Here is a 17116-nt window from a genome sequence, read left to right as displayed (position 1 = left end):
CGTCATTGCTTGCGCGGCTTGATCCGTGCCGTGGCTTCGGCCACCAGCGGGTCGTCCGGCCAGTAATGTTTCGGGTAGCGTCCCTTGAGATCTTTTTTCACATCGGCGTAAGTGCTACGCCAGAAGTTCGCCAAGTCCTGGGTCACCTGCACGGGCCGGCGCGCCGGGGACAGCAAATGCAACTTGACCACCTGCCGGCCACCGGCGATGCGTGGGGTTTCGGCCAGGCCGAACAGCTCCTGCAAGCGCACGGCCAGAATCGGCGGCTGTTCGCTGTAATCCAGGCGAATCGATGAACCCGATGGCACGCTCAGGTGGTGCGGCGCCAACTCGTCCAAGCGTTGCGGCAGAGGCCATGGCAACAGGTTATGAACGATGCCGGGCAGGTCAAGATTGGCGAAATGACTGAGTCGCGAGACTTTGCCCAGATACGGCATCAGCCAATGCTCAAGGGTGTTCAGCAGCGCCGCATCGCTGACATCCGGCCAATCGCTTTCGCCCTTGCCGCCCAGGTCCAGCTGGCGCAACAACGCCACCCGTGCCTGCCATTGGCGCAACTCCGGGGTCCACGGCAGCAGCTCCAGGCCTTTGCGCCGCACCAGGCTGACCAACGCCTGGCTGCGGGCGGTTTCATCGAGACCGGTCAGCGGTTCGCGGCTGAGGATGAGCTCGCCCACCTTGCGTTGGCGCTCGGCCCGCAGCACACCTTCGCGCTCATCCCAATCCAGTTGATCGACGCATCGCACCTGTTCGGCCAGCACCGAGTCGAATAACGCCGGATCGAAATCCGCCGCCAGATAAATCCGCTCTTCACGCTGGCCCTGTCGGCTGCCGAGATCGGCGATCACCAGCCACGGCTGTTTCATCAGACTGTCCGCTTCGGCGAACAACGCGGCACGCCCGTTGGCCAGGCGATACTCGGCGCCGCCGGCACGGCGTTGTTGCGCAACGCGGTCGGGATAAGCCAAGGCCAGCAGTGCACCGAGCCAGCGTGGATGATCGGGATCACTGACCGGCTCCGACGCCTTGGCGCGCAAATAGCCGCGGTATTGCCGCGCCAGCTGCCGGGCCCGTTGTACGCCGCCCTGGGCGCCACGAGCGCCGCGCGCTTCGCCGGACAACAGCGCCAGTCGACTGTGCAGATCGGCGCCGGCGCCACGCAGGATATCGCGCTCGCCGAGCAAGGCCGCGACATCGCAAGCCATGTCCGCCAAGCCGAGCGCCTGTCCACGTAACAACAGGTGCGCGATACGAGGATGCGCTGGCAGCTCGGCCATGGCCTGACCATGGCGTGTCAGTGCTTCGCCCTCCAGCGCGCCCAGACGAACCAGCAAGTCCTGAGCTTGTGCATAAGCGGCTGCCGGAGGTACATCAAGCCAAACCAACTGGCCCGGTGTCACGCCCCAACGCCCCAGCTGCAGCGCCAACCCGGCGAGATCCGCCGAAAGAATTTCCGCACTGCCGTAAGCCGCCAATTGTTCGTGCTGATCCTGCGACCACAAGCGATAGCACACACCCGGTTCCAGTCGCCCTGCCCGGCCCGCGCGCTGGGTAGCACTGGCCTTGGAAATACGCTGGGTGTCGAGGCGGGTCATGCCGCTGCCAGGATCGAATCGCGGTACCCGCGCCAACCCGGCGTCGATCACCACCCGCACGCCGTTGATGGTCAGGCTGGTCTCGGCGATGTTGGTGGCCAGCACCACTTTGCGTTGACCCGGCGGCGCCGGATCAATCGCCGCCCGTTGCGCGGCGAGGTCGAGCTCACCGTGCAATGGGCAGAGCAGGATTTGCGTGTTATCGCCCAGCGCATCGGCCAGTTGTTGATGCACGCGACGGATCTCGGCCTGCCCCGGCAGGAACACCAGCACACTGCCGGTTTCGTCGTTCAAGGCTTCGAGGATGGTCTGCACCAGCCGTGGCTCGATGAACTCGCCTGCCTGGAATGGCCGGCCCCAGCGCATCGCCACCGGGTACATGCGCCCTTCGCTGCGCAGGATCGGCGCATCGTCGAGCAATCCGGCCAGCCGTTCGCCTTCCAGGGTGGCCGACATCAAGAGGATTTTCAGCGGCTGATCGTCACGGAACAGTTCCCGGCCATTGAGGCTCAAGGCCAGCGCCAGGTCGGCGTCGAGACTGCGCTCGTGAAACTCGTCGAAGATCAACAGGCCCACGCCCTCAAGCGCGGGGTCATCCTGCAAACGCCGGGTGAGGATACCCTCGGTAACCACTTCGATTCGGGTGTTGGGGCCGACCTTGCTGTCGAGCCGGATGCGATAACCCACCGTTTCGCCGACCTTCTCGCCCAGCTCACTGGCCAGGCGCTCCGCGGCCGCCCGCGCGGCCAGGCGGCGCGGCTCGAGCATCAGGATGGTCTGCCCGGCCAGCCACGGCTCATCCAGCAAGGCCAAGGGCACACGGGTGGTCTTACCGGCACCGGGCGGTGCTTCAAGCACCGCTTCGTGGCGTGCAGCGAGAGCTTCACGCAGAGCGGGTAAAACTTCATCAATCGGCAAAGAAATCATGCTGGCTCCCAAACAGAGCGGCGAGTATAACGGCGAACTGCGGGGCGTTCGTCAGGGTCTTAATTTCTACCGACTACGCTTCGTTTTGAAATTACCCAGGAGATTTCACATGCGTGTTCCCTTTCGCCTGATTGGCGGTGTATTGATCGCGACCCTGCTAACCCAGATCACCGCATGCGGTTCGATTTTCTACCCTGATCGCCGTGGCCAGATCGACGGCAAGATCGACCCGGCCATTGCCGTGCTCGATGCCGTGGGCCTGCTGTTCTATATCATCCCCGGCCTGATCGCGTTCGCCGTGGATTTCGCCACCGGCGCGATTTACTACGCACCGGGCGAAACCGCACAGGTGGCGCCGGAAAAACTCAAGGAAGCCATCGGTGCCGACGGCAAGGTCGATAACCTCAAGTTGCAGACTATCCTGGAGCGTGAAACGGGCCGCAGCTTGCCGCTGGACGATCCACGCCTGATCCAGCACAAGGGTAGCGCCCAGCAACTGGCCATGTTCGGCCTGCAACCCGCCGCTTAATCGGGGCACGATAAGGAAAATCCGCACCCATGATCTCAAGCGTCGAACACGCCCGCCTGCTGCGATTGGCGACCCGTGCCTCAGTGGCGGTGGCTTGCACGCTGATCGTCGCCAAAGCCATCGCCTGGTGGCTGAGCGGCTCGGTGAGCATGCTCGCCGGGCTGACCGACTCGGCGCTTGACGGCGTGACTTCGCTGCTCAACCTGCTGGCCGTGCACTACGCCTTGCGCCCGGCCGACGACGACCATCGCTACGGGCATGGCAAGGCCGAGTCACTGGCCGGCATGGCCCAGGCGCTGTTCATCGGCGGCAGTGCGGTGTTGATCGCGCTGCAGGCATGGGACCGGCTCAAGCATCCGGAACCGGTGGGCGCACCCTGGATCAGCATCGGAGTGATCCTGTTCTCGCTGGGCCTGACCCTGGCGCTGCTGATGGTGCAGCATCGCGTGGTCAAGGCCACCGGCTCCAACGCGGTGCGCGCCGATTCCCTGCATTACCGTTCGGACCTGCTGCTCAATGGCAGCATCCTGGTGGCGCTGGTGCTCGCCGGGTTTGGCTGGCACCAGGTCGACCCTTGGTTCGGCCTGGGCATTGCCGCCTACATTTTCTGGAGCGCGGTGACGATCGCCCGGGAAAGCTTTGCGGTATTGATGGATGAGGAGCTGCCGCCGGATGTCAGCCAGCACATGCTGGAGCTGGCCTGCGGTGTACCGGGGGTACTGGGCGCCCATGATTTGCGCACGCGGATTTCCGGCAACCAGTGGTTTGTGCAACTGCACCTTGAGTTGCCGGGGGAACTGACCCTGTCAGTCGCCCATGGCATCAGCGATCAGGCTGCCGATGCGATTCATGCCGTCTACCCGCGGGCCGAAGTACTGGTGCACGCCGATCCGCAGGAAGTCGTCAAGGCCGGGGCTCAGAACGTCACCCGATAACCGCGACTGCTCAAGCACCCGCCCTGGGCCTGACGGTAGGTTTGCACCACCGCCGGGTCCGGCTGATAGGTATCGACCCTCGGATCAAAACCACTCTGCTCGACTGCCCAGCGATAGCAATCATAGCCATCCTGGTTGACCTGCTCCGGTGACTGTCCGTTCGCTGGATAAGCCTCTACATCGTAGCCATTGCCGATCGCCAACGGTTGGCCAGGCGGCTCGACCACCCTGTAGTCCTGGGTACTGTCCTGATAGGCGTAGTAGGAGCCGGCCGCGAAGAACAGCAACGAGCCCCCGATCCAGACTTCACGGGCATAATCGGGCAGGTACTGGACGCGAATTCCACGCGGCGGCTGCACCACCACGTAGCGCGGGCCCTGCGGGCGATACCAGTAGCCGCCGGAATAGTAGTAATCCCGGCCCCCATAAGGCACACGGTAGTCGCGGTCCGGGAAGCGGTCGATCACATGCCCCGGACGATACTGCGGGCCGGGGCCCCAACCGTTGCCGTGGCCACTGGGACGGCCCTGCCACTGGTTGCTGTCGTTGGAAGGTGCGCCGGTATAGCCACGCCAGTGCGCGTTGGAATCGTTGCGCCGCGGCTCATCCTGATAGTAACCACGCCGAGGCTGTTGGGTCTGTTGCACGGTGTCCGGGCGAGGCTGGATGGGCAGGTCATTGGCCGGCAGTTGCGGCGGCGGTGGCGGCGAACGCACACGGCTGTTGTAGTCCGGCGCTGGACGGGGCTGCCATTGGCCGTTGGCTTGATTTTGGCTCTGGCCGTTGTGCTGAATCGGTTGCTGGCTATTCTGCGGACGCGGCGGGTTGTTGCCACCATGGCCCGGATGGCCACCGTCCTCCTGTTGTCCGCCATCCGGGGCGCGGTTTTGCGGCTGGTCGGCCAGCGATTGCGCGGCAACACTGACACACAACAGCCCAACACCGACCAAACGCCAGATGCGCGATCTCATGCTTTTCCTCTATACGGGTCAGGGCCTGTAGGTAAGACTGGAAATGCACAGGCCGGTTCTGCAACAGGTTATCAGTCGCGAAACTTATTTATTGAGGGCGGGTGCCAAATGACGGGCAAGAAAAAGGGGAGACCCGTCGGCCTCCCCTTGAGAACTTCGTCCGTGCTCGACGCTTTTGACGTCGGCTCACCTCACGCCGTCTTCTGGACAGTGTGCAGCTCGGGGGCCAGCACATCCCCTGTGGGGGTGGCGACCGCGGCGGGCCTGATTCGGCGGGCCGCATTGGACTGTTTGTCCGAGCAGTGATTCTGGTGATAAGAATAGGCCCGGAGCACCGGCAGAGGATTGCGAATATTGCTCAAATAAACATCACTTGCGCAATTTTTAACCCTGGATAGATAATCTGTCGCAATAGTTATGACAAGGGACCGTTCGATGAGCAAACTTGACCGATATGACCTGAGCATTTTGGCTGAATTGCAGCGCGATGCGCGCATCTCCAATCAGGAGTTGGCCGAACGCATTGGCCTGTCGCCCTCCCCCTGCTCGCGGCGGGTCAAGCAACTGGAAGACGACGGCTACATTACCCGCCAGGTCGCCCTGCTCGACCGCAAGATGCTTGGCCTGAGCCTGACGGCGTATGTGCTCATCGGCATGGATCGGCACACGCCGGAGCGATTCGAAAACTTCGAGGCCGCCATTCGCACCTTGCCACAGGTGCTGGAGTGCAGCCTGGTGACCGGGATGGATGCCGATTATCAACTCAAGGTCGTGGTGCCGGACATGGACCATTACCAGAAATTGCTGCTGGGGCATTTGACGCGGATTGAAGGGGTGACCAGTGTGCGGTCGAGTTTTGTGCTCAATCAGGTTTTAAACAGCACTGAGTTACCGCTCACTCATCTGCGCAGCTGAACTGCTTCTGTAGGAGCTGCCGAAGGCTGCGATCTTTTGATCTTGTTTATTAAAAGCAAAATCAAAAGATCGCAGCCTTCGGCAGCTCCTACGAGAGCAGGTCGGGCGACGAATAGCTGCGACACACTGCCGCAGGTCAACTCATAGCCAACATCCATTGGCGTATACTCGCCGCGCCCTTTTAGCCTCGCCCGCGCGGAGATGTTCAATGGATCCTGCAGTTTTCGAAGAGTGGATGATGACCGGCCTGGTCAGCATACTGATCATTTTCATGGGTTTCATCGTCTGGGATCTGGCGAAGAAGTCCAAGGCCGGACGGTTTGGCTCGTTTATCCTGTTTTTCGTGCTGGGCCTTGGCGTTGCTGCATTTGTGATCAAGAGCGTGGTCATTGGCCTGATCGAAACCGGCACTTTATAAGCGCGCTGGCACTTCCTTCCACTGGCCCTGATCGAGCCCTTCGATCGTCCAGTCGCCGATCCTGACACGCACCAACCGCAACGTCGGCAGCCCGACCGCCGCCGTCATCCGCCGCACCTGCCGATTGCGACCCTCGCGAATCACCAGTTCCAGCCAACTGGTCGGCACACTTTTACGAAAGCGTACCGGCGGGTTACGCGGCCACAACGGCGGCTCATCCAGTTGCCGCGCCTGCGCAGGCAAGGTCATGCCATCGTTCAATTCGACACCGTCACGCAAGCGTTGCAACTGTTCGGCACTCGGCTCGCCTTCAACCTGCACCCAGTAGGTCTTGGCCAGTTTGTGTTTCGGGTCGGCGATGCGTGCCTGGAGCTGGCCGTCGTTGGTCAGCAGCAGTAGACCTTCGCTGTCGCGGTCCAGCCGTCCTGCGGGGTAGATCCCCGGGACATCAATGTAGTCCTTGAGGGTCGCGCGCCCTTCTGCGTCACTGAATTGCGTCAGCACATCGAAGGGTTTGTTGAACAGGATCAGCCTGGGCGCAGCGGGAGGCGCCTTGGCGACACGGCGCGGGGCTGCAGGGGATGGCTTTGCGCCAGGGCGGCGGGAAACAGGACGTTGCACACGGGACATGGTGAAGGAACATCTAACGGTCAGGGCTGCTAATGCTAGTAGCCCGACCGTTAAATGACCATCGCCAAATCAGCGGAACGGCGGCTCGTCGAAGCTGCGCAGTTTGCGCGAGTGCAACGAGTTGAGCTCTGTGCGCAACAGGTCCACGGCTTCGATACCGATTTTCAAGTGCTGGCTGACCGCGCGTTCATAAAAGGCGTTGGCTGAACCAGGCAACTTGATCTCGCTGTGCAGGGGCTTGTCCGACACACAAAGCAGCGTGCCGTAAGGCACCCGCAAGCGATAACCCTGGGCCGCGATCGTGCCGCTTTCCATGTCCACTGCCACGGCGCGGGACAGGTTGATCAGCGGCCGTTCCTGGGCCCAGCGCAGCTCCCAGTTCCGGTCGTCGTAAGTCAGCACGGTGCCGGTACGCAGGCGCTTTTTCAGCTCGTCGCCCTTTTCGCCGGTGATGTTGGCCGCCGCCTGTTGCAGTGCGAGTTGCACTTCGGCCAGGGCCGGAATCGGAATATTTGGTGGCACGACCCGGTCGAGAATGCCGTCACGACGCATATAGGCGTGGGCCAGCACGTAGTCGCCAATGGTCTGGGACTGACGCAACCCGCCGCAGTGGCCGATCATCAGCCAGCAATGCGGACGCAGTACCGCCAGGTGGTCGGTGATGTTCTTGGCGTTGGACGGGCCGACGCCGATATTGACCAGGGTCACGCCGTGACCATCAGTGGCAATCAGGTGGTAGGCCGGCATCTGGTAGCGATGCCAGACCACACCCGCGGCAATCGCCGAGGCTTCACCGTGATCCATGCTCTTTTCGATGATCACATTACCCGGCAGCACCATGCGCACGAAGCGTGGATCTTTGCGCAGTTGCTCCAGGCCATGGACGATGAACTGGTCGACGTAACGGTGATAGTTGGTCAGCAGGATCCATGGCTGCACATGCCGCCAGTCGCTACCGGTGTAATGCACCAGACGGCGCAGGGAAAAATCCACCCGGGCGGCATCGAACAGCGCCAAGGGCAACGGATCGGTGTTTTCCCAATCGTACAAGCCGTCGGCAATACCGTCGGTCGCTGCCGACAGGTCGGTGCTCGGGAACACCCGTGCCAGCACGGCGGCGGTGACACCGGAGCCGGCCAACTCATCGCCCTGCTCGACTACGTATGGATAAGGAATGTTCTGCTGGCTGACACCGACCTCTACGGTCACGGTGAAGTCGTGCATCAACGGCACGAGTTGCTCCAGCAGATATTTACGGAAGGCAGCGGGATGGGTGACGGTGACGCTGTAGGTGCCTGGCAACTGGACCTTGGCATAGGCCCGCGTGGTTTGCGGGACTTCGCCCTGGCAGTGGTAGGTCAGACGCAGTTCGGGATAACGAAACATTGCCCGTTGTTCGGCGTCCGGCTCGACACGATCCTTGAGATAACGCTTGAGCGCCTGGCTCAGCGCGGTGGTTGCACGATTGTGCAAGAGCGCAAGCCGGTCTACAGCTTGCTCGGCGGTTTGAACGACAATAAAAGCTTCGGTCACGATCAGCATCCTGTGTTCTGACTTGCAGGCCTTCATCTTGCCTGTATCGTCGCTTCACGGGAACAGTGGCCAGTGTACAAATAGAATGTTCACCGACGATCAAATGTGGGAGCGGGCTTGCTCGCGAAGAGGGAGTGTCAGCTACATTGATGTCGACTGACACTCCGTCTTCGCGAGCAAGCCCGCTCCCACAGGGTTGGGTGGTGCTCATCTGATTGCGATCAAAATCCTTGCGGGGCGGACCGAGCGACTATCGCCTCAACATCCACCCCACGCGGCAACGCACCGTACACCCGACCGCCACCATTGAGGCGACTGGCGATAAACCCGTCACTCACCGCCGTATTCCCCGCCTCCAACAACAGCTTCGCCTGTAACCCTAGGGCAATGTCTTCGGTCAACTGCCGGGCACGGTATTGAATATCGTCGGTATCCTTGAAGGCCGACTGCAACTGGGCGATGTGTGCGGCCAGGCGTTTATCGCCATGACCGTCGCCCAATTCGCTGAACAATGCATCGAGCACGCCCGGTTCCTTGGACAAGGCGCGCAGCACATCAAGGCATTGCACGTTGCCGGAGCCTTCCCAGGTCGAATTCACCGGAGCCTCGCGGTACAGGCGCGGCAAGATGCTGTCTTCCACGTACCCCGCCCCGCCCATGCATTCAGCGGCTTCGTTGATCATGGCCGGCGCGCGCTTGCAGATCCAGTACTTGCCCACCGCAGTCACCAGCCGGGCGAACCTGGCTTCCTGTGAGTCGTCCAGATGATCGAGCGCCCGTCCCATGCGCAGGCTCAAGGCCAGGGCGGCTTCGCTTTCCAGCGCCAGGTCCGCCAGCACGTTCTGCATCAGGGGCTGTTCGCTGAGCAACTTGCCGCCAACCTTGCGGTGGGCGCAGTGGTGGCTGGCCTGGGTCAGCGCCTGGCGCATCAACGAACTTGAGCCGACCATGCAATCGAAACGGGTCATGGCGACCATCTCGATGATCGTCGGCACGCCGCGCCCTTCCTCACCGACCATCCATGCCAAGGCCCCGCGAAATTCCACTTCGCTGGAGGCGTTGGAACAGTTGCCGAGTTTGTTTTTCAGGCGCTGGATGTAGAACTGATTGCGCGTGTCGTCCGGCCGATGCCGCGGCAGCAGGAAACAGGTCAGCCCTTTGTCCGTCTGCGCCAGGGTCAGGAAGGCATCGCACATGGGCGCCGAACAGAACCACTTGTGCCCCACCAATTCGTACGCCTGGCCAGGACCGCTGGCGCCCACCGGATAAGCCTTGGTGGTATTGGCGCGGACATCGGTGCCGCCCTGCTTCTCGGTCATGGCCATGCCAATCGTGACGCCGGCCTTGTGGGCCATGCCGACATTACGCGGGTCGTACTCAGTGGACAGGATCTTCGGCAGCCATTGATCCGCCAGGTCCGGTTGCAGGCGCAGCGCCGGGACGCTGGCGAAGGTCATGGTCAACGGGCAACCGCTGCCGGCTTCGGCCTGGCTATGCAGGTAGGTCATGGCGGCGCGGGCGACATGCGCACCGGACTGTGGGTGCGCCCAGGGCAACGAGGTCAGGCCATGCTCGATCGCTGCGCGCATCAGTTCATGATAGGCCGGGTGAAACTCCACCAGGTCGATACGATGTCCATAGCGGTCATGACTGCTGAAAATCGGCTTGTTCTGATTGGCCAGGAAACCCGCCGCCATCAGCGGTCCACCAGCGAGCGCGCCGTACGCATCGATCCGCGATTCGGCCCAACCGGCCCCGAAACGCCGCGCCCACTCCTGCAGGGGCAGGTCGATGCGATACAGGTTGGCGCCATCCAGCGACGGTGGCTGGTTGGTGACTTCGTGGGTTTCGGCGAACTGATGCAGGTTCATGACGGGGCTCCTTTGCTCAGCCAAGGGACTTCAGTTAAGCACCGCCCCTTGGCCGATCAAAGTGTCATATCTGCCTAACTGTCGGCGCTTTCGCCCTGCTCGGAACAGAGCACGCGACGATAAAGCGCGACCTGCAAGTCCTCGAATTTCACCGGCTTGCTCAAATGGTCAATCATCGCGCCGCTCTCGCAGCGCTCCAGATCAGCCCCCAGGGCGATCATGAATATCGGCACTTGCGCGTAACCGGGCAATGCCCGGATCCGGCAGCACACGGAAACGCCGTCGAGCGCCTGCAACTGACAATCGACCAGCACCGCATCGAAGGTTTCGCGCTGCAAAAAATCCAGCGCGGCCAAGCCGCTGTCGGCGGTGCGCACGCGAAACCCGAGCTTGAGCAACATGCCGCGCATCACCAACTGGTTGACGTTGCTGTCATCCACCAGCAATACGCTGCAATCCTGAGGCTGGCGCAGCCGGGACGATTCCCGCGGCGCGATCGGTGTGGCAGGTCGCTGCGGTGTGGCAATGTCGAATTCGACATCAAGCTGGAAACGACTGCCGCGCCCGGGCTCGGAGCGGTGCGTCAGGCGTCCGCCGAGCAATTCCACGAGTTGCCGGCAGATGGCCAGGCCTACACCCAGGCCGCCGTACTCGCGCGTCATCGAACCATCGAGCTGGAAGAAGCGCTGATACATCGTCGCCTCTCCAAGGTCAGTGAAGCCGATACCGGTGTCGATCACCGCAAAGGACAACGCCAGTCGCTCTGGGTTGACTGGTTTCCCGGTGACCCGTAACGCCAGCCCGCCGACCCGGGTAAACTTGATGGCGTTATCCAGCAGGCACTCCAGGCATTGCGCCAGCTTGGCGCTATCGCCCTCCAAGCGATCCGGCACACCCGGTGCCACGTCGACCTTGAAGTCCAGCGACTTGCTCGCGGCATTACCGTAGAACTGGGCGCGCAATGCCTCTACCACGGTGCGCAAGCTGAAGGTGGTCGCAGAAGCCTTGAGCTTGCCCGCCTGCAGTTCGGTCAGGGTGAGAATGCCATTGACCATGCGCATCATGTCCCGCGCCGATCCGGCGGCCGTTTGCTGATATTGCTCCAGCTCAGGGTCCATCTCGACGGTCTGCATCAGCTCCAGCGAACCGATCACGCCGTTCATGGGCGTACGCAATTCGTGGGTCAGGGTGGCGAGGAATTCGTCCTTGAGCTTGTTGCTGTGTGCCAGCTGCTGGTTGAGCGCCTCAAGTTTTTGCCCGGCGTCGAGCAGGGTTTGCGCCTGCTGCTCGCGCATGGCGTTGATACGGTCGGCCAGGGCCATGGACAGCAGCGCCACTTCGATGGCCGAGCCAATCTGGCTGGAGTACATGGTCAGGAACACATTCGGCAGGTAACCGAGCACCATCAATGTATTGATGATGCCGCCGAGCAGAAACGCCGACCAGGCAATGATGAAATAGCGCGCAACCCGCAACCCGCGCAACCAGGCGAAAATCCCCGCGGCAAAAATCACCACCGTGAAGGTCAGGGCCAGGGTAGTGGCCAGACGCAAGGCCAAGGCATAGCTGGTCATCAGGGACAACCCGACCACCAGCGCGCCGAATGCCACCAACGCCAGCAGCAAGCGGTCCATCCAGCGGCTGAGGGTGGCGGTCTGCAGGAAGCTGCGGGCGAACTGGCTACCGAACAATCCGGCACAACCGATGAAAAAAGGCGTCGAAGCGTTGGCCCACCAGGGATTGTCTGGCCAGAAATACTGCACGGCCGCGCCGTTCACCGACAGCTGATACAAGCCAAACGAGGCGATGTAGAAGATGTAGTAGAGATAGCTGGTATCACGCACGCTGAGGTAAATGAACAGGTTGTAGACCAGCATGCCCAGCAATACACCGTAGATCAGCCCCAACACATAGAGGCGCACCGGTTGGTCTTCGAGATAGGCCGTGCTGGACCACAACGTAACTGGCGCCTGGATCGACCCCTGGCTTTGCAGCCGCAAGTACAGGGTTTGCACTTGGTCAGGCGTAAAATCCAAAGTGAACAGGTAGTTGTTCTGGCGTATTTCACGACTGGCGAACGGCAAGGCGTCGCCGGTTTGCCTGGCCAATTGATAGTTGCCGCTCGCGTCAGGCAGATACAAGTCAAGGTGATCGAGCGGTGGGTAAGCCAACTCCAGCAGCCACGTCCGTTGCGCGGTCGGGTTTGAAGGGCGGTAATGCAGGTCGATTTTCAGCCAGAACACCGAGCGCGAATAGCCGGCATTAAGGGTGGTCTTGTCATGCGCCTTGAAGTTGCCAGCTGCCGCCTGCGCACGAACATCCGCGACAGTCGCCTGACCACCCGCGTCTTCAAACACTTGCAGGGTTCGCCCGAGGGGAAGGCTTCGGGTGAGTTCATTGAACTCAACGGCGTTCGCCAAGAGGGGCAAACACAACACAAACATCAGCAAATAGCGCATTTATGCCCCAGCATGGCCTGTCCGGTCCTGTCAGGAAGCCCCCCATTCCTTTTGAGCAGACGTAAAACCGGTGATACCTGTTATTGGTTTGGATCCACTCTAGCATAGCCGTTGATGGCTAATGAGCACTACCGAAATTTTTCACACAAAGGCTCTAGAACGGTAGTTCCAGCGAAGATTATTGAGATAGAGCTGTTGGTTTGGTCACAAAAATCAAAAGATCGCAGCCTTCGGCAGCTCCTACGGTTTTCGCGTCGATCTGAAGACCCTGTAGGAGCTGCCGAAGGCTGCGATCTTTTGACTGTCGCGCAGCGGGCTTCGAAAAAAGATGTTTGGTGGTAAGCTCGCGCACCATGAATATCTACAGCTCTCGCCCCGTTGTCCTCTGTCTCTCCGGCCACGACCCAAGTGGTGGCGCCGGCTTGCAGGCAGATATCGAAGCCTTGCTCGCTCAGGGTTGCCATGCGGCTCCGGCCGTCACCGCCCTGACCGTGCAAGACACTGTCAATGTCACTGACTTTCGCGTGCTCGACCGTGAGTGGGTGTTGGCCCAGGCCAATGCCGTGCTCAACGATTCCGAAGTCGCGGCGGTCAAGCTCGGCATGCTCGGCTCCCTGGAAATGGTCGACACCGTGGTCGAACTGCTTTCGGCGCACCCGCACTTGCCGGTGGTCTGTGACCCGGTACTGCGCGCCGGTGGCGGAGGTCGACTGGGCAAGGACGAAGTCGGCTACGCCATGCGCGAACGCCTGCTGCCGCTCTCGATCATCGCCACCCCCAACCTTCCCGAAGCCCGTATCCTCGCCGAACTGCCTGAAGGCACCGCGGACGAGTGCGCTGAAAAACTCCTGCCGTTCGTCAAACACCTGCTGATCACCGGCGGCCACGGCGACGAAACCGAAATCCACAACCGCCTGTACAGCCGCGACGGCTTGCGCGAAACCTACACCTGTCAACGCCTGCCGGGCAGCTATCACGGCTCGGGTTGCACCCTGGCCAGTGCGCTTGCCGGCCGTCTGGCCCAAGGTGAAAACCTCGCCAGCGCCGTACAGACTGCACTTAACTACACGTGGCGCACCCTGCGCGATGCGGAGCAGTTGGGCAAAGGCCAATTCGTGCCACGCCGCCTGCCACTGGACTTCTGTTCGTAACTCTCTATTAGCTGCGGTGAGGCTTGCTTGATGAAACTACGTGGCCTGTACGCCATTACCGACAGCCAGTTGCTGGCCGGTAAATTTCTTTCGTACGTGGAGGCGGCGCTGGAAGGTGGCGTCACCCTGCTGCAATACCGCGACAAGAGCAGCGATGAGGCCCGTCGTTTGCGTGAAGCCGAAGCCCTGCGCGATCTGTGCGATCGCTACAAGACCCGATTGATCATCAATGACGACGCCGAACTGGCCGCGCGCCTGAACGTCGGCGTGCACCTGGGGCAGACTGACGGGCCGCTCACCCCGGCCCGCGCGTTGCTCGGCTCCAAGGCGATTATCGGTTCAACCTGTCATGCACAACTCGAACTCGCCGAGCAGGCCGCCAAAGAAGGCGCCAGCTATGTCGCGTTTGGCCGTTTTTTCAATTCCAACACCAAGCCCGGCGCACCGACTTGCAGTCTCGACCTGCTCGACCAGGCCCGCAGCAAGCTGCATCTGCCGATCTGCGCGATCGGCGGCATCACCCTCGACAACGCCGCCCCGCTAGTGGCCCACGGGGTCGATCTACTCGCTGTGGTGCACGGCCTGTTTGGCGCCGAGAGCACGGCTGAGGTGACCCGCCGCGCCCGCGCCTTTAACGAATTACTGAAAATCTGATTTGAGAGCCCGATCATGTCTCGTTCCGAAACCCTGTTTGCCAATGCCCAGAAACACATCCCCGGTGGCGTGAACTCGCCGGTCCGTGCATTCAAGAGCGTTGGCGGCACGCCGTTGTTCTTCAAGCATGCCGAAGGCGCCTACGTCACCGACGAAGACGACAAGCGCTATGTGGACTACGTCGGTTCCTGGGGCCCGATGATCCTCGGCCACAGTCACCCGCAAGTCCTGGATGCCGTGCGCAAGCAGCTTGAACACGGTTTGTCCTACGGCGCGCCGACCGAGATGGAAACCCAGATGGCGGATCTCGTCTGCTCGCTGGTGCCGTCGATGGAAATGGTGCGCATGGTCAGCTCCGGCACCGAAGCGACCATGAGCGCGATCCGTCTGGCCCGTGGCTTTACCGGTCGCGACAGCATCATCAAGTTCGAAGGCTGCTACCACGGTCACTCCGACAGCCTGCTGGTCAAGGCCGGCTCCGGCGCCTTGACCCAGGGCGTGCCGAGCTCGGCGGGCGTACCCGCGGCGTTCGCAAAACACACCCTGACCCTGCCATTCAACGACATTGATGCCGTCGAGGCCATGCTCGCCGAAGTCGGTCAGGACGTGGCGTGCATCATCGTCGAACCGGTCGCTGGCAACATGAACTGCGTGCCGCCGGCCCCAGGGTTCCTCGAAGGCCTGCGGACCCTGTGCGACAAGCACGGCGTGGTGTTGATTTTCGACGAGGTGATGACCGGTTTCCGTGTTGCCCTTGGCGGCGCCCAGGCTCACTACGGCGTGACACCGGACCTGACCACCTTCGGCAAAATCATTGGTGGCGGCATGCCGGTCGGTTGCTTCGGCGGCAAGCGTGAAATCATGTCGCGCATTGCCCCGCTGGGTCCGGTATACCAGGCCGGTACATTGTCGGGTAACCCGCTGGCGATGGCGGCGGGCCTGACCACATTGCGCCTGATCAGCCGCCCGGGCTTCCACGACGAACTGACCGACTACACCACTCGCCTGCTCGACGGGTTGCAAGTGCGCGCCGATGCGGCTGGTATTCCCTTCGTGACCACCCAGGCCGGTGGCATGTTCGGCCTGTACTTCAGCGGTGCCGACGACATTGTGACCTTCGATGACGTGATGGCCAGCGATGCCGCCTTGTTCGGCCGCTTCTTTCACTTGATGCTCGAAGGTGGCGTATACCTGGCGCCAAGCGCTTTCGAAGCCGGCTTCACCTCGATCGCCCACGGCGAAGCAGAGCTGAAACTGACCCTGGATGCCGCCGAGCGCGCCTTTGCTGCACTGAAGTAACGCCGTAGCGCTGACGCTGGCTCTTGCCGGCGTCAGCCTTCACTCCTGCCCTTTTTCCTGCTCATCTGCTAATAATCCCTGTTAAGTGGGCGATATATTTCCCGCGCAGCAGAAAAACGAGTAAAGACTTTGTAAGGTTGGCCCTGCTTATTTCATAATGCGCGCTTATTGGATCCCCTCGATGGGTCCGCGCGCCCCTCAGAGGTAAGTCGATTCCCATGAACCGCACCGGCCGCGCCCTTTCACTGGGCTGCCTGTTGCTCCTTCAGCCCCTGCTCGCGCTCGCACAAGCAGGCGGTAACTCGTTGTTAATCCCAGCGATGGGTCGCTGCACCCTCAATACCCAGCCGCAAGACCTGGAACAGGCACTGGCTGCCTGCCAGAAAGCGTCGGATGAAGGGGATGCCCAAGCGCAATACGAGTTGGGTGAGTTCTACTACGATGGGAATAACGCGCCACGCGATCTCAATAAAGCCCTGAACTACTTCGAAAAGGCCTCGCTGCAAGGCCATGCCCAGGCCCAATTCAAACTCGGCACCATGTTCTTTCACGGCGAGGGCGTACCGGCCAATAATATTCAGGCGTACATCGTTCTGAAGATGGCGGCGGTCAACGGTGCGGAAGAAGCCTTGGATACCGCCGACGAAGTCGCCGAGAAGATGCCGCGCCAGGAACTGGAAGTCGCCACTCAGGTGCTGGGACAAATTTTCCGTAAATACCTGATGGAATTGCAGAGCGCCGATGGGCGGACGCCGTTCGCGCCGCTTCCCTGACTTCAGTATTGATCTGACGGCCCCTTCGCGAGCAGGCTCGCTCCCACAGTTGATCTATTGTGGGAGCGAGCCTGCTCGCGAAGGGGCGACTCGCTCTTGAAGCCTACTTCTCAGGCATTGGCACCGGAAAAGGCATCACATTGCCGACCGTGCCGCGGGCTTCGCTGATTTTCGGTGTACCCAGGCGCTCGACCTCGTCGATGCGCACGATCGAATGCATGGGCACGAAACTGCGCACGACCCCTTCGAACTGGGCCTTGAGCTTCTCCTCGCTCGGGTCTACGACTACCTGTGTGCGCTCGCCAAAGACGAACTCTTCCACTTCCAGGAAGCCCCACAGATCGCTTTGATAGATCTGCTTGGCGTACATTTCGAACACCTGGCCCTGATTGAGGAAAATCACCTTGTAGATTGGAGCTTCACGTTTGGTCATGGCAGGCGAAACACATCGGGGAT

15 protein-coding genes are annotated in these 17116 nt (G+C 61.4%); 8 read left to right on the top strand and 7 right to left on the bottom strand.

What is annotated here, in order from left to right; all coding sequences use genetic code 11:
* Positions 1 to 2: 2 nt before the first annotated feature.
* On the bottom strand, positions 3 to 2522 hold the full coding sequence (hrpB, locus tag QLG10_RS06865) for an ATP-dependent helicase HrpB (protein ID WP_282486349.1): 2520 nt from the start codon (positions 2520 to 2522) through the stop codon (positions 3 to 5).
* Between the two features lie 109 nt (positions 2523 to 2631).
* On the opposite strand from hrpB, the gene QLG10_RS06860 reads away from it, so the two are divergent.
* Both QLG10_RS06860 and QLG10_RS06855 read left to right on the top strand, forming a co-directional pair.
* A complete protein-coding gene (locus QLG10_RS06860; RefSeq protein WP_020798725.1) occupies positions 2632 to 3051 on the top strand; it encodes a hypothetical protein in 420 nt (139 codons plus the stop codon).
* 29 nt (positions 3052 to 3080) lie between these two features.
* On the top strand, positions 3081 to 3986 hold the full coding sequence (locus tag QLG10_RS06855; protein ID WP_110750940.1) for a cation diffusion facilitator family transporter: 906 nt from the start codon (positions 3081 to 3083) through the stop codon (positions 3984 to 3986).
* On the opposite strand, the gene QLG10_RS06850 is transcribed toward QLG10_RS06855, so the two are convergent.
* A complete protein-coding gene (locus QLG10_RS06850; protein ID WP_282486342.1) occupies positions 3968 to 4957 on the bottom strand; it encodes a DUF6515 family protein in 990 nt (329 codons plus the stop codon). The two genes, QLG10_RS06855 and QLG10_RS06850, sit on opposite strands and share 19 nt — an antisense overlap.
* Before the next feature lie 435 nt (positions 4958 to 5392).
* On the opposite strand from QLG10_RS06850, the gene QLG10_RS06845 reads away from it, so the two are divergent.
* Positions 5393 to 5872 (top strand): Lrp/AsnC family transcriptional regulator, encoded by a 480-nt coding sequence (locus QLG10_RS06845; RefSeq protein WP_007894448.1) that lies wholly within the window; start codon positions 5393 to 5395, stop codon positions 5870 to 5872.
* Between the two features lie 208 nt (positions 5873 to 6080).
* Positions 6081 to 6290, top strand: coding sequence for a DUF2788 domain-containing protein (locus tag QLG10_RS06840; RefSeq protein WP_046815823.1), 210 nt, complete (start codon positions 6081 to 6083; stop codon positions 6288 to 6290).
* On the opposite strand, the gene QLG10_RS06835 is transcribed toward QLG10_RS06840, so the two are convergent.
* From QLG10_RS06835 to QLG10_RS06820, 4 genes are all read right to left on the bottom strand, one after another.
* A complete protein-coding gene (locus QLG10_RS06835; RefSeq protein WP_020798729.1) occupies positions 6285 to 6920 on the bottom strand; it encodes a pseudouridine synthase in 636 nt (211 codons plus the stop codon). The two genes, QLG10_RS06840 and QLG10_RS06835, sit on opposite strands and share 6 nt — an antisense overlap.
* Before the next feature lie 69 nt (positions 6921 to 6989).
* Positions 6990 to 8489: an AMP nucleosidase gene (gene amn / locus QLG10_RS06830; RefSeq protein ID WP_020798730.1), complete on the bottom strand. Its 1500-nt coding sequence runs from the start codon at positions 8487 to 8489 to the stop codon at positions 6990 to 6992.
* Between the two features lie 185 nt (positions 8490 to 8674).
* Positions 8675 to 10324 carry an acyl-CoA dehydrogenase family protein gene (locus QLG10_RS06825; protein ID WP_188264360.1) on the bottom strand — a complete coding sequence of 550 codons (1650 nt, stop codon included), beginning with the start codon at positions 10322 to 10324 and terminating at the stop codon, positions 8675 to 8677.
* A 74-nt stretch (positions 10325 to 10398) separates the two neighbouring features.
* Entirely contained in the window at positions 10399 to 12783 is a 2385-nt protein-coding gene (locus tag QLG10_RS06820) for a hybrid sensor histidine kinase/response regulator (RefSeq protein WP_188264361.1), read from the bottom strand.
* Positions 12784 to 13136: 353 nt separating this feature from the next.
* On the opposite strand from QLG10_RS06820, the gene QLG10_RS06815 reads away from it, so the two are divergent.
* The 4 genes from QLG10_RS06815 (at position 13137) to QLG10_RS06800 (ending at position 16660) form a co-directional block, all read left to right on the top strand.
* Positions 13137 to 13934: a hydroxymethylpyrimidine/phosphomethylpyrimidine kinase gene (locus QLG10_RS06815; protein WP_008052407.1), complete on the top strand. Its 798-nt coding sequence runs from the start codon at positions 13137 to 13139 to the stop codon at positions 13932 to 13934.
* A 30-nt stretch (positions 13935 to 13964) separates the two neighbouring features.
* Positions 13965 to 14588 (top strand): thiamine phosphate synthase, encoded by a 624-nt coding sequence (thiE, locus tag QLG10_RS06810; RefSeq protein ID WP_110750930.1) that lies wholly within the window; start codon positions 13965 to 13967, stop codon positions 14586 to 14588.
* Positions 14589 to 14603: 15 nt separating this feature from the next.
* Complete coding sequence (gene hemL / locus QLG10_RS06805) at positions 14604 to 15887, top strand: glutamate-1-semialdehyde 2,1-aminomutase (protein WP_020798736.1); 1284 nt, start codon at positions 14604 to 14606, stop codon at positions 15885 to 15887.
* Between the two features lie 218 nt (positions 15888 to 16105).
* A complete protein-coding gene (locus QLG10_RS06800; RefSeq protein ID WP_020798737.1) occupies positions 16106 to 16660 on the top strand; it encodes a tetratricopeptide repeat protein in 555 nt (184 codons plus the stop codon).
* Positions 16661 to 16763: 103 nt separating this feature from the next.
* Here QLG10_RS06800 and QLG10_RS06795 read toward each other — a convergent pair whose 3' ends face one another.
* Positions 16764 to 17093, bottom strand: coding sequence for a DUF1820 family protein (locus QLG10_RS06795; protein WP_008066015.1), 330 nt, complete (start codon positions 17091 to 17093; stop codon positions 16764 to 16766).
* Positions 17094 to 17116: the final 23 nt, after the last annotated feature.

It is taken from the genome of Pseudomonas sp. V98_8 (genome assembly GCF_029967975.1).
In the GTDB taxonomy this organism is placed as follows: Bacteria; Pseudomonadota; Gammaproteobacteria; order Pseudomonadales; family Pseudomonadaceae; genus Aquipseudomonas; species Aquipseudomonas umsongensis.
The sequence above is the reverse complement of the archived record's forward strand: the minus strand, read 5'-3'. Positions and strand labels throughout refer to the sequence as shown.

Bases quoted from the DNA above. Each gene is read 5' to 3' on its own strand.
- hrpB (WP_282486349.1), bottom strand. From the start codon at position 2,522: ATGATTTCTTTGCCGATTGATGAAGTTTTACCCGCTCTGCGTGAAGCT.
- QLG10_RS06860 (WP_020798725.1), top strand. From the start codon at position 2,632: ATGCGTGTTCCCTTTCGCCTGATTGGCGGTGTATTGATCGCGACCCTG.
- QLG10_RS06855 (WP_110750940.1), top strand. From the start codon at position 3,081: ATGATCTCAAGCGTCGAACACGCCCGCCTGCTGCGATTGGCGACCCGT.
- QLG10_RS06850 (WP_282486342.1), bottom strand. From the start codon at position 4,957: ATGAGATCGCGCATCTGGCGTTTGGTCGGTGTTGGGCTGTTGTGTGTC.
- QLG10_RS06845 (WP_007894448.1), top strand. From the start codon at position 5,393: ATGAGCAAACTTGACCGATATGACCTGAGCATTTTGGCTGAATTGCAG.
- QLG10_RS06840 (WP_046815823.1), top strand. From the start codon at position 6,081: ATGGATCCTGCAGTTTTCGAAGAGTGGATGATGACCGGCCTGGTCAGC.
- QLG10_RS06835 (WP_020798729.1), bottom strand. From the start codon at position 6,920: ATGTCCCGTGTGCAACGTCCTGTTTCCCGCCGCCCTGGCGCAAAGCCA.
- amn (WP_020798730.1), bottom strand. From the start codon at position 8,489: ATGAAGGCCTGCAAGTCAGAACACAGGATGCTGATCGTGACCGAAGCT.
- QLG10_RS06825 (WP_188264360.1), bottom strand. From the start codon at position 10,324: ATGAACCTGCATCAGTTCGCCGAAACCCACGAAGTCACCAACCAGCCA.
- QLG10_RS06820 (WP_188264361.1), bottom strand. From the start codon at position 12,783: ATGCGCTATTTGCTGATGTTTGTGTTGTGTTTGCCCCTCTTGGCGAAC.
- QLG10_RS06815 (WP_008052407.1), top strand. From the start codon at position 13,137: ATGAATATCTACAGCTCTCGCCCCGTTGTCCTCTGTCTCTCCGGCCAC.
- thiE (WP_110750930.1), top strand. From the start codon at position 13,965: ATGAAACTACGTGGCCTGTACGCCATTACCGACAGCCAGTTGCTGGCC.
- hemL (WP_020798736.1), top strand. From the start codon at position 14,604: ATGTCTCGTTCCGAAACCCTGTTTGCCAATGCCCAGAAACACATCCCC.
- QLG10_RS06800 (WP_020798737.1), top strand. From the start codon at position 16,106: ATGAACCGCACCGGCCGCGCCCTTTCACTGGGCTGCCTGTTGCTCCTT.
- QLG10_RS06795 (WP_008066015.1), bottom strand. From the start codon at position 17,093: ATGACCAAACGTGAAGCTCCAATCTACAAGGTGATTTTCCTCAATCAG.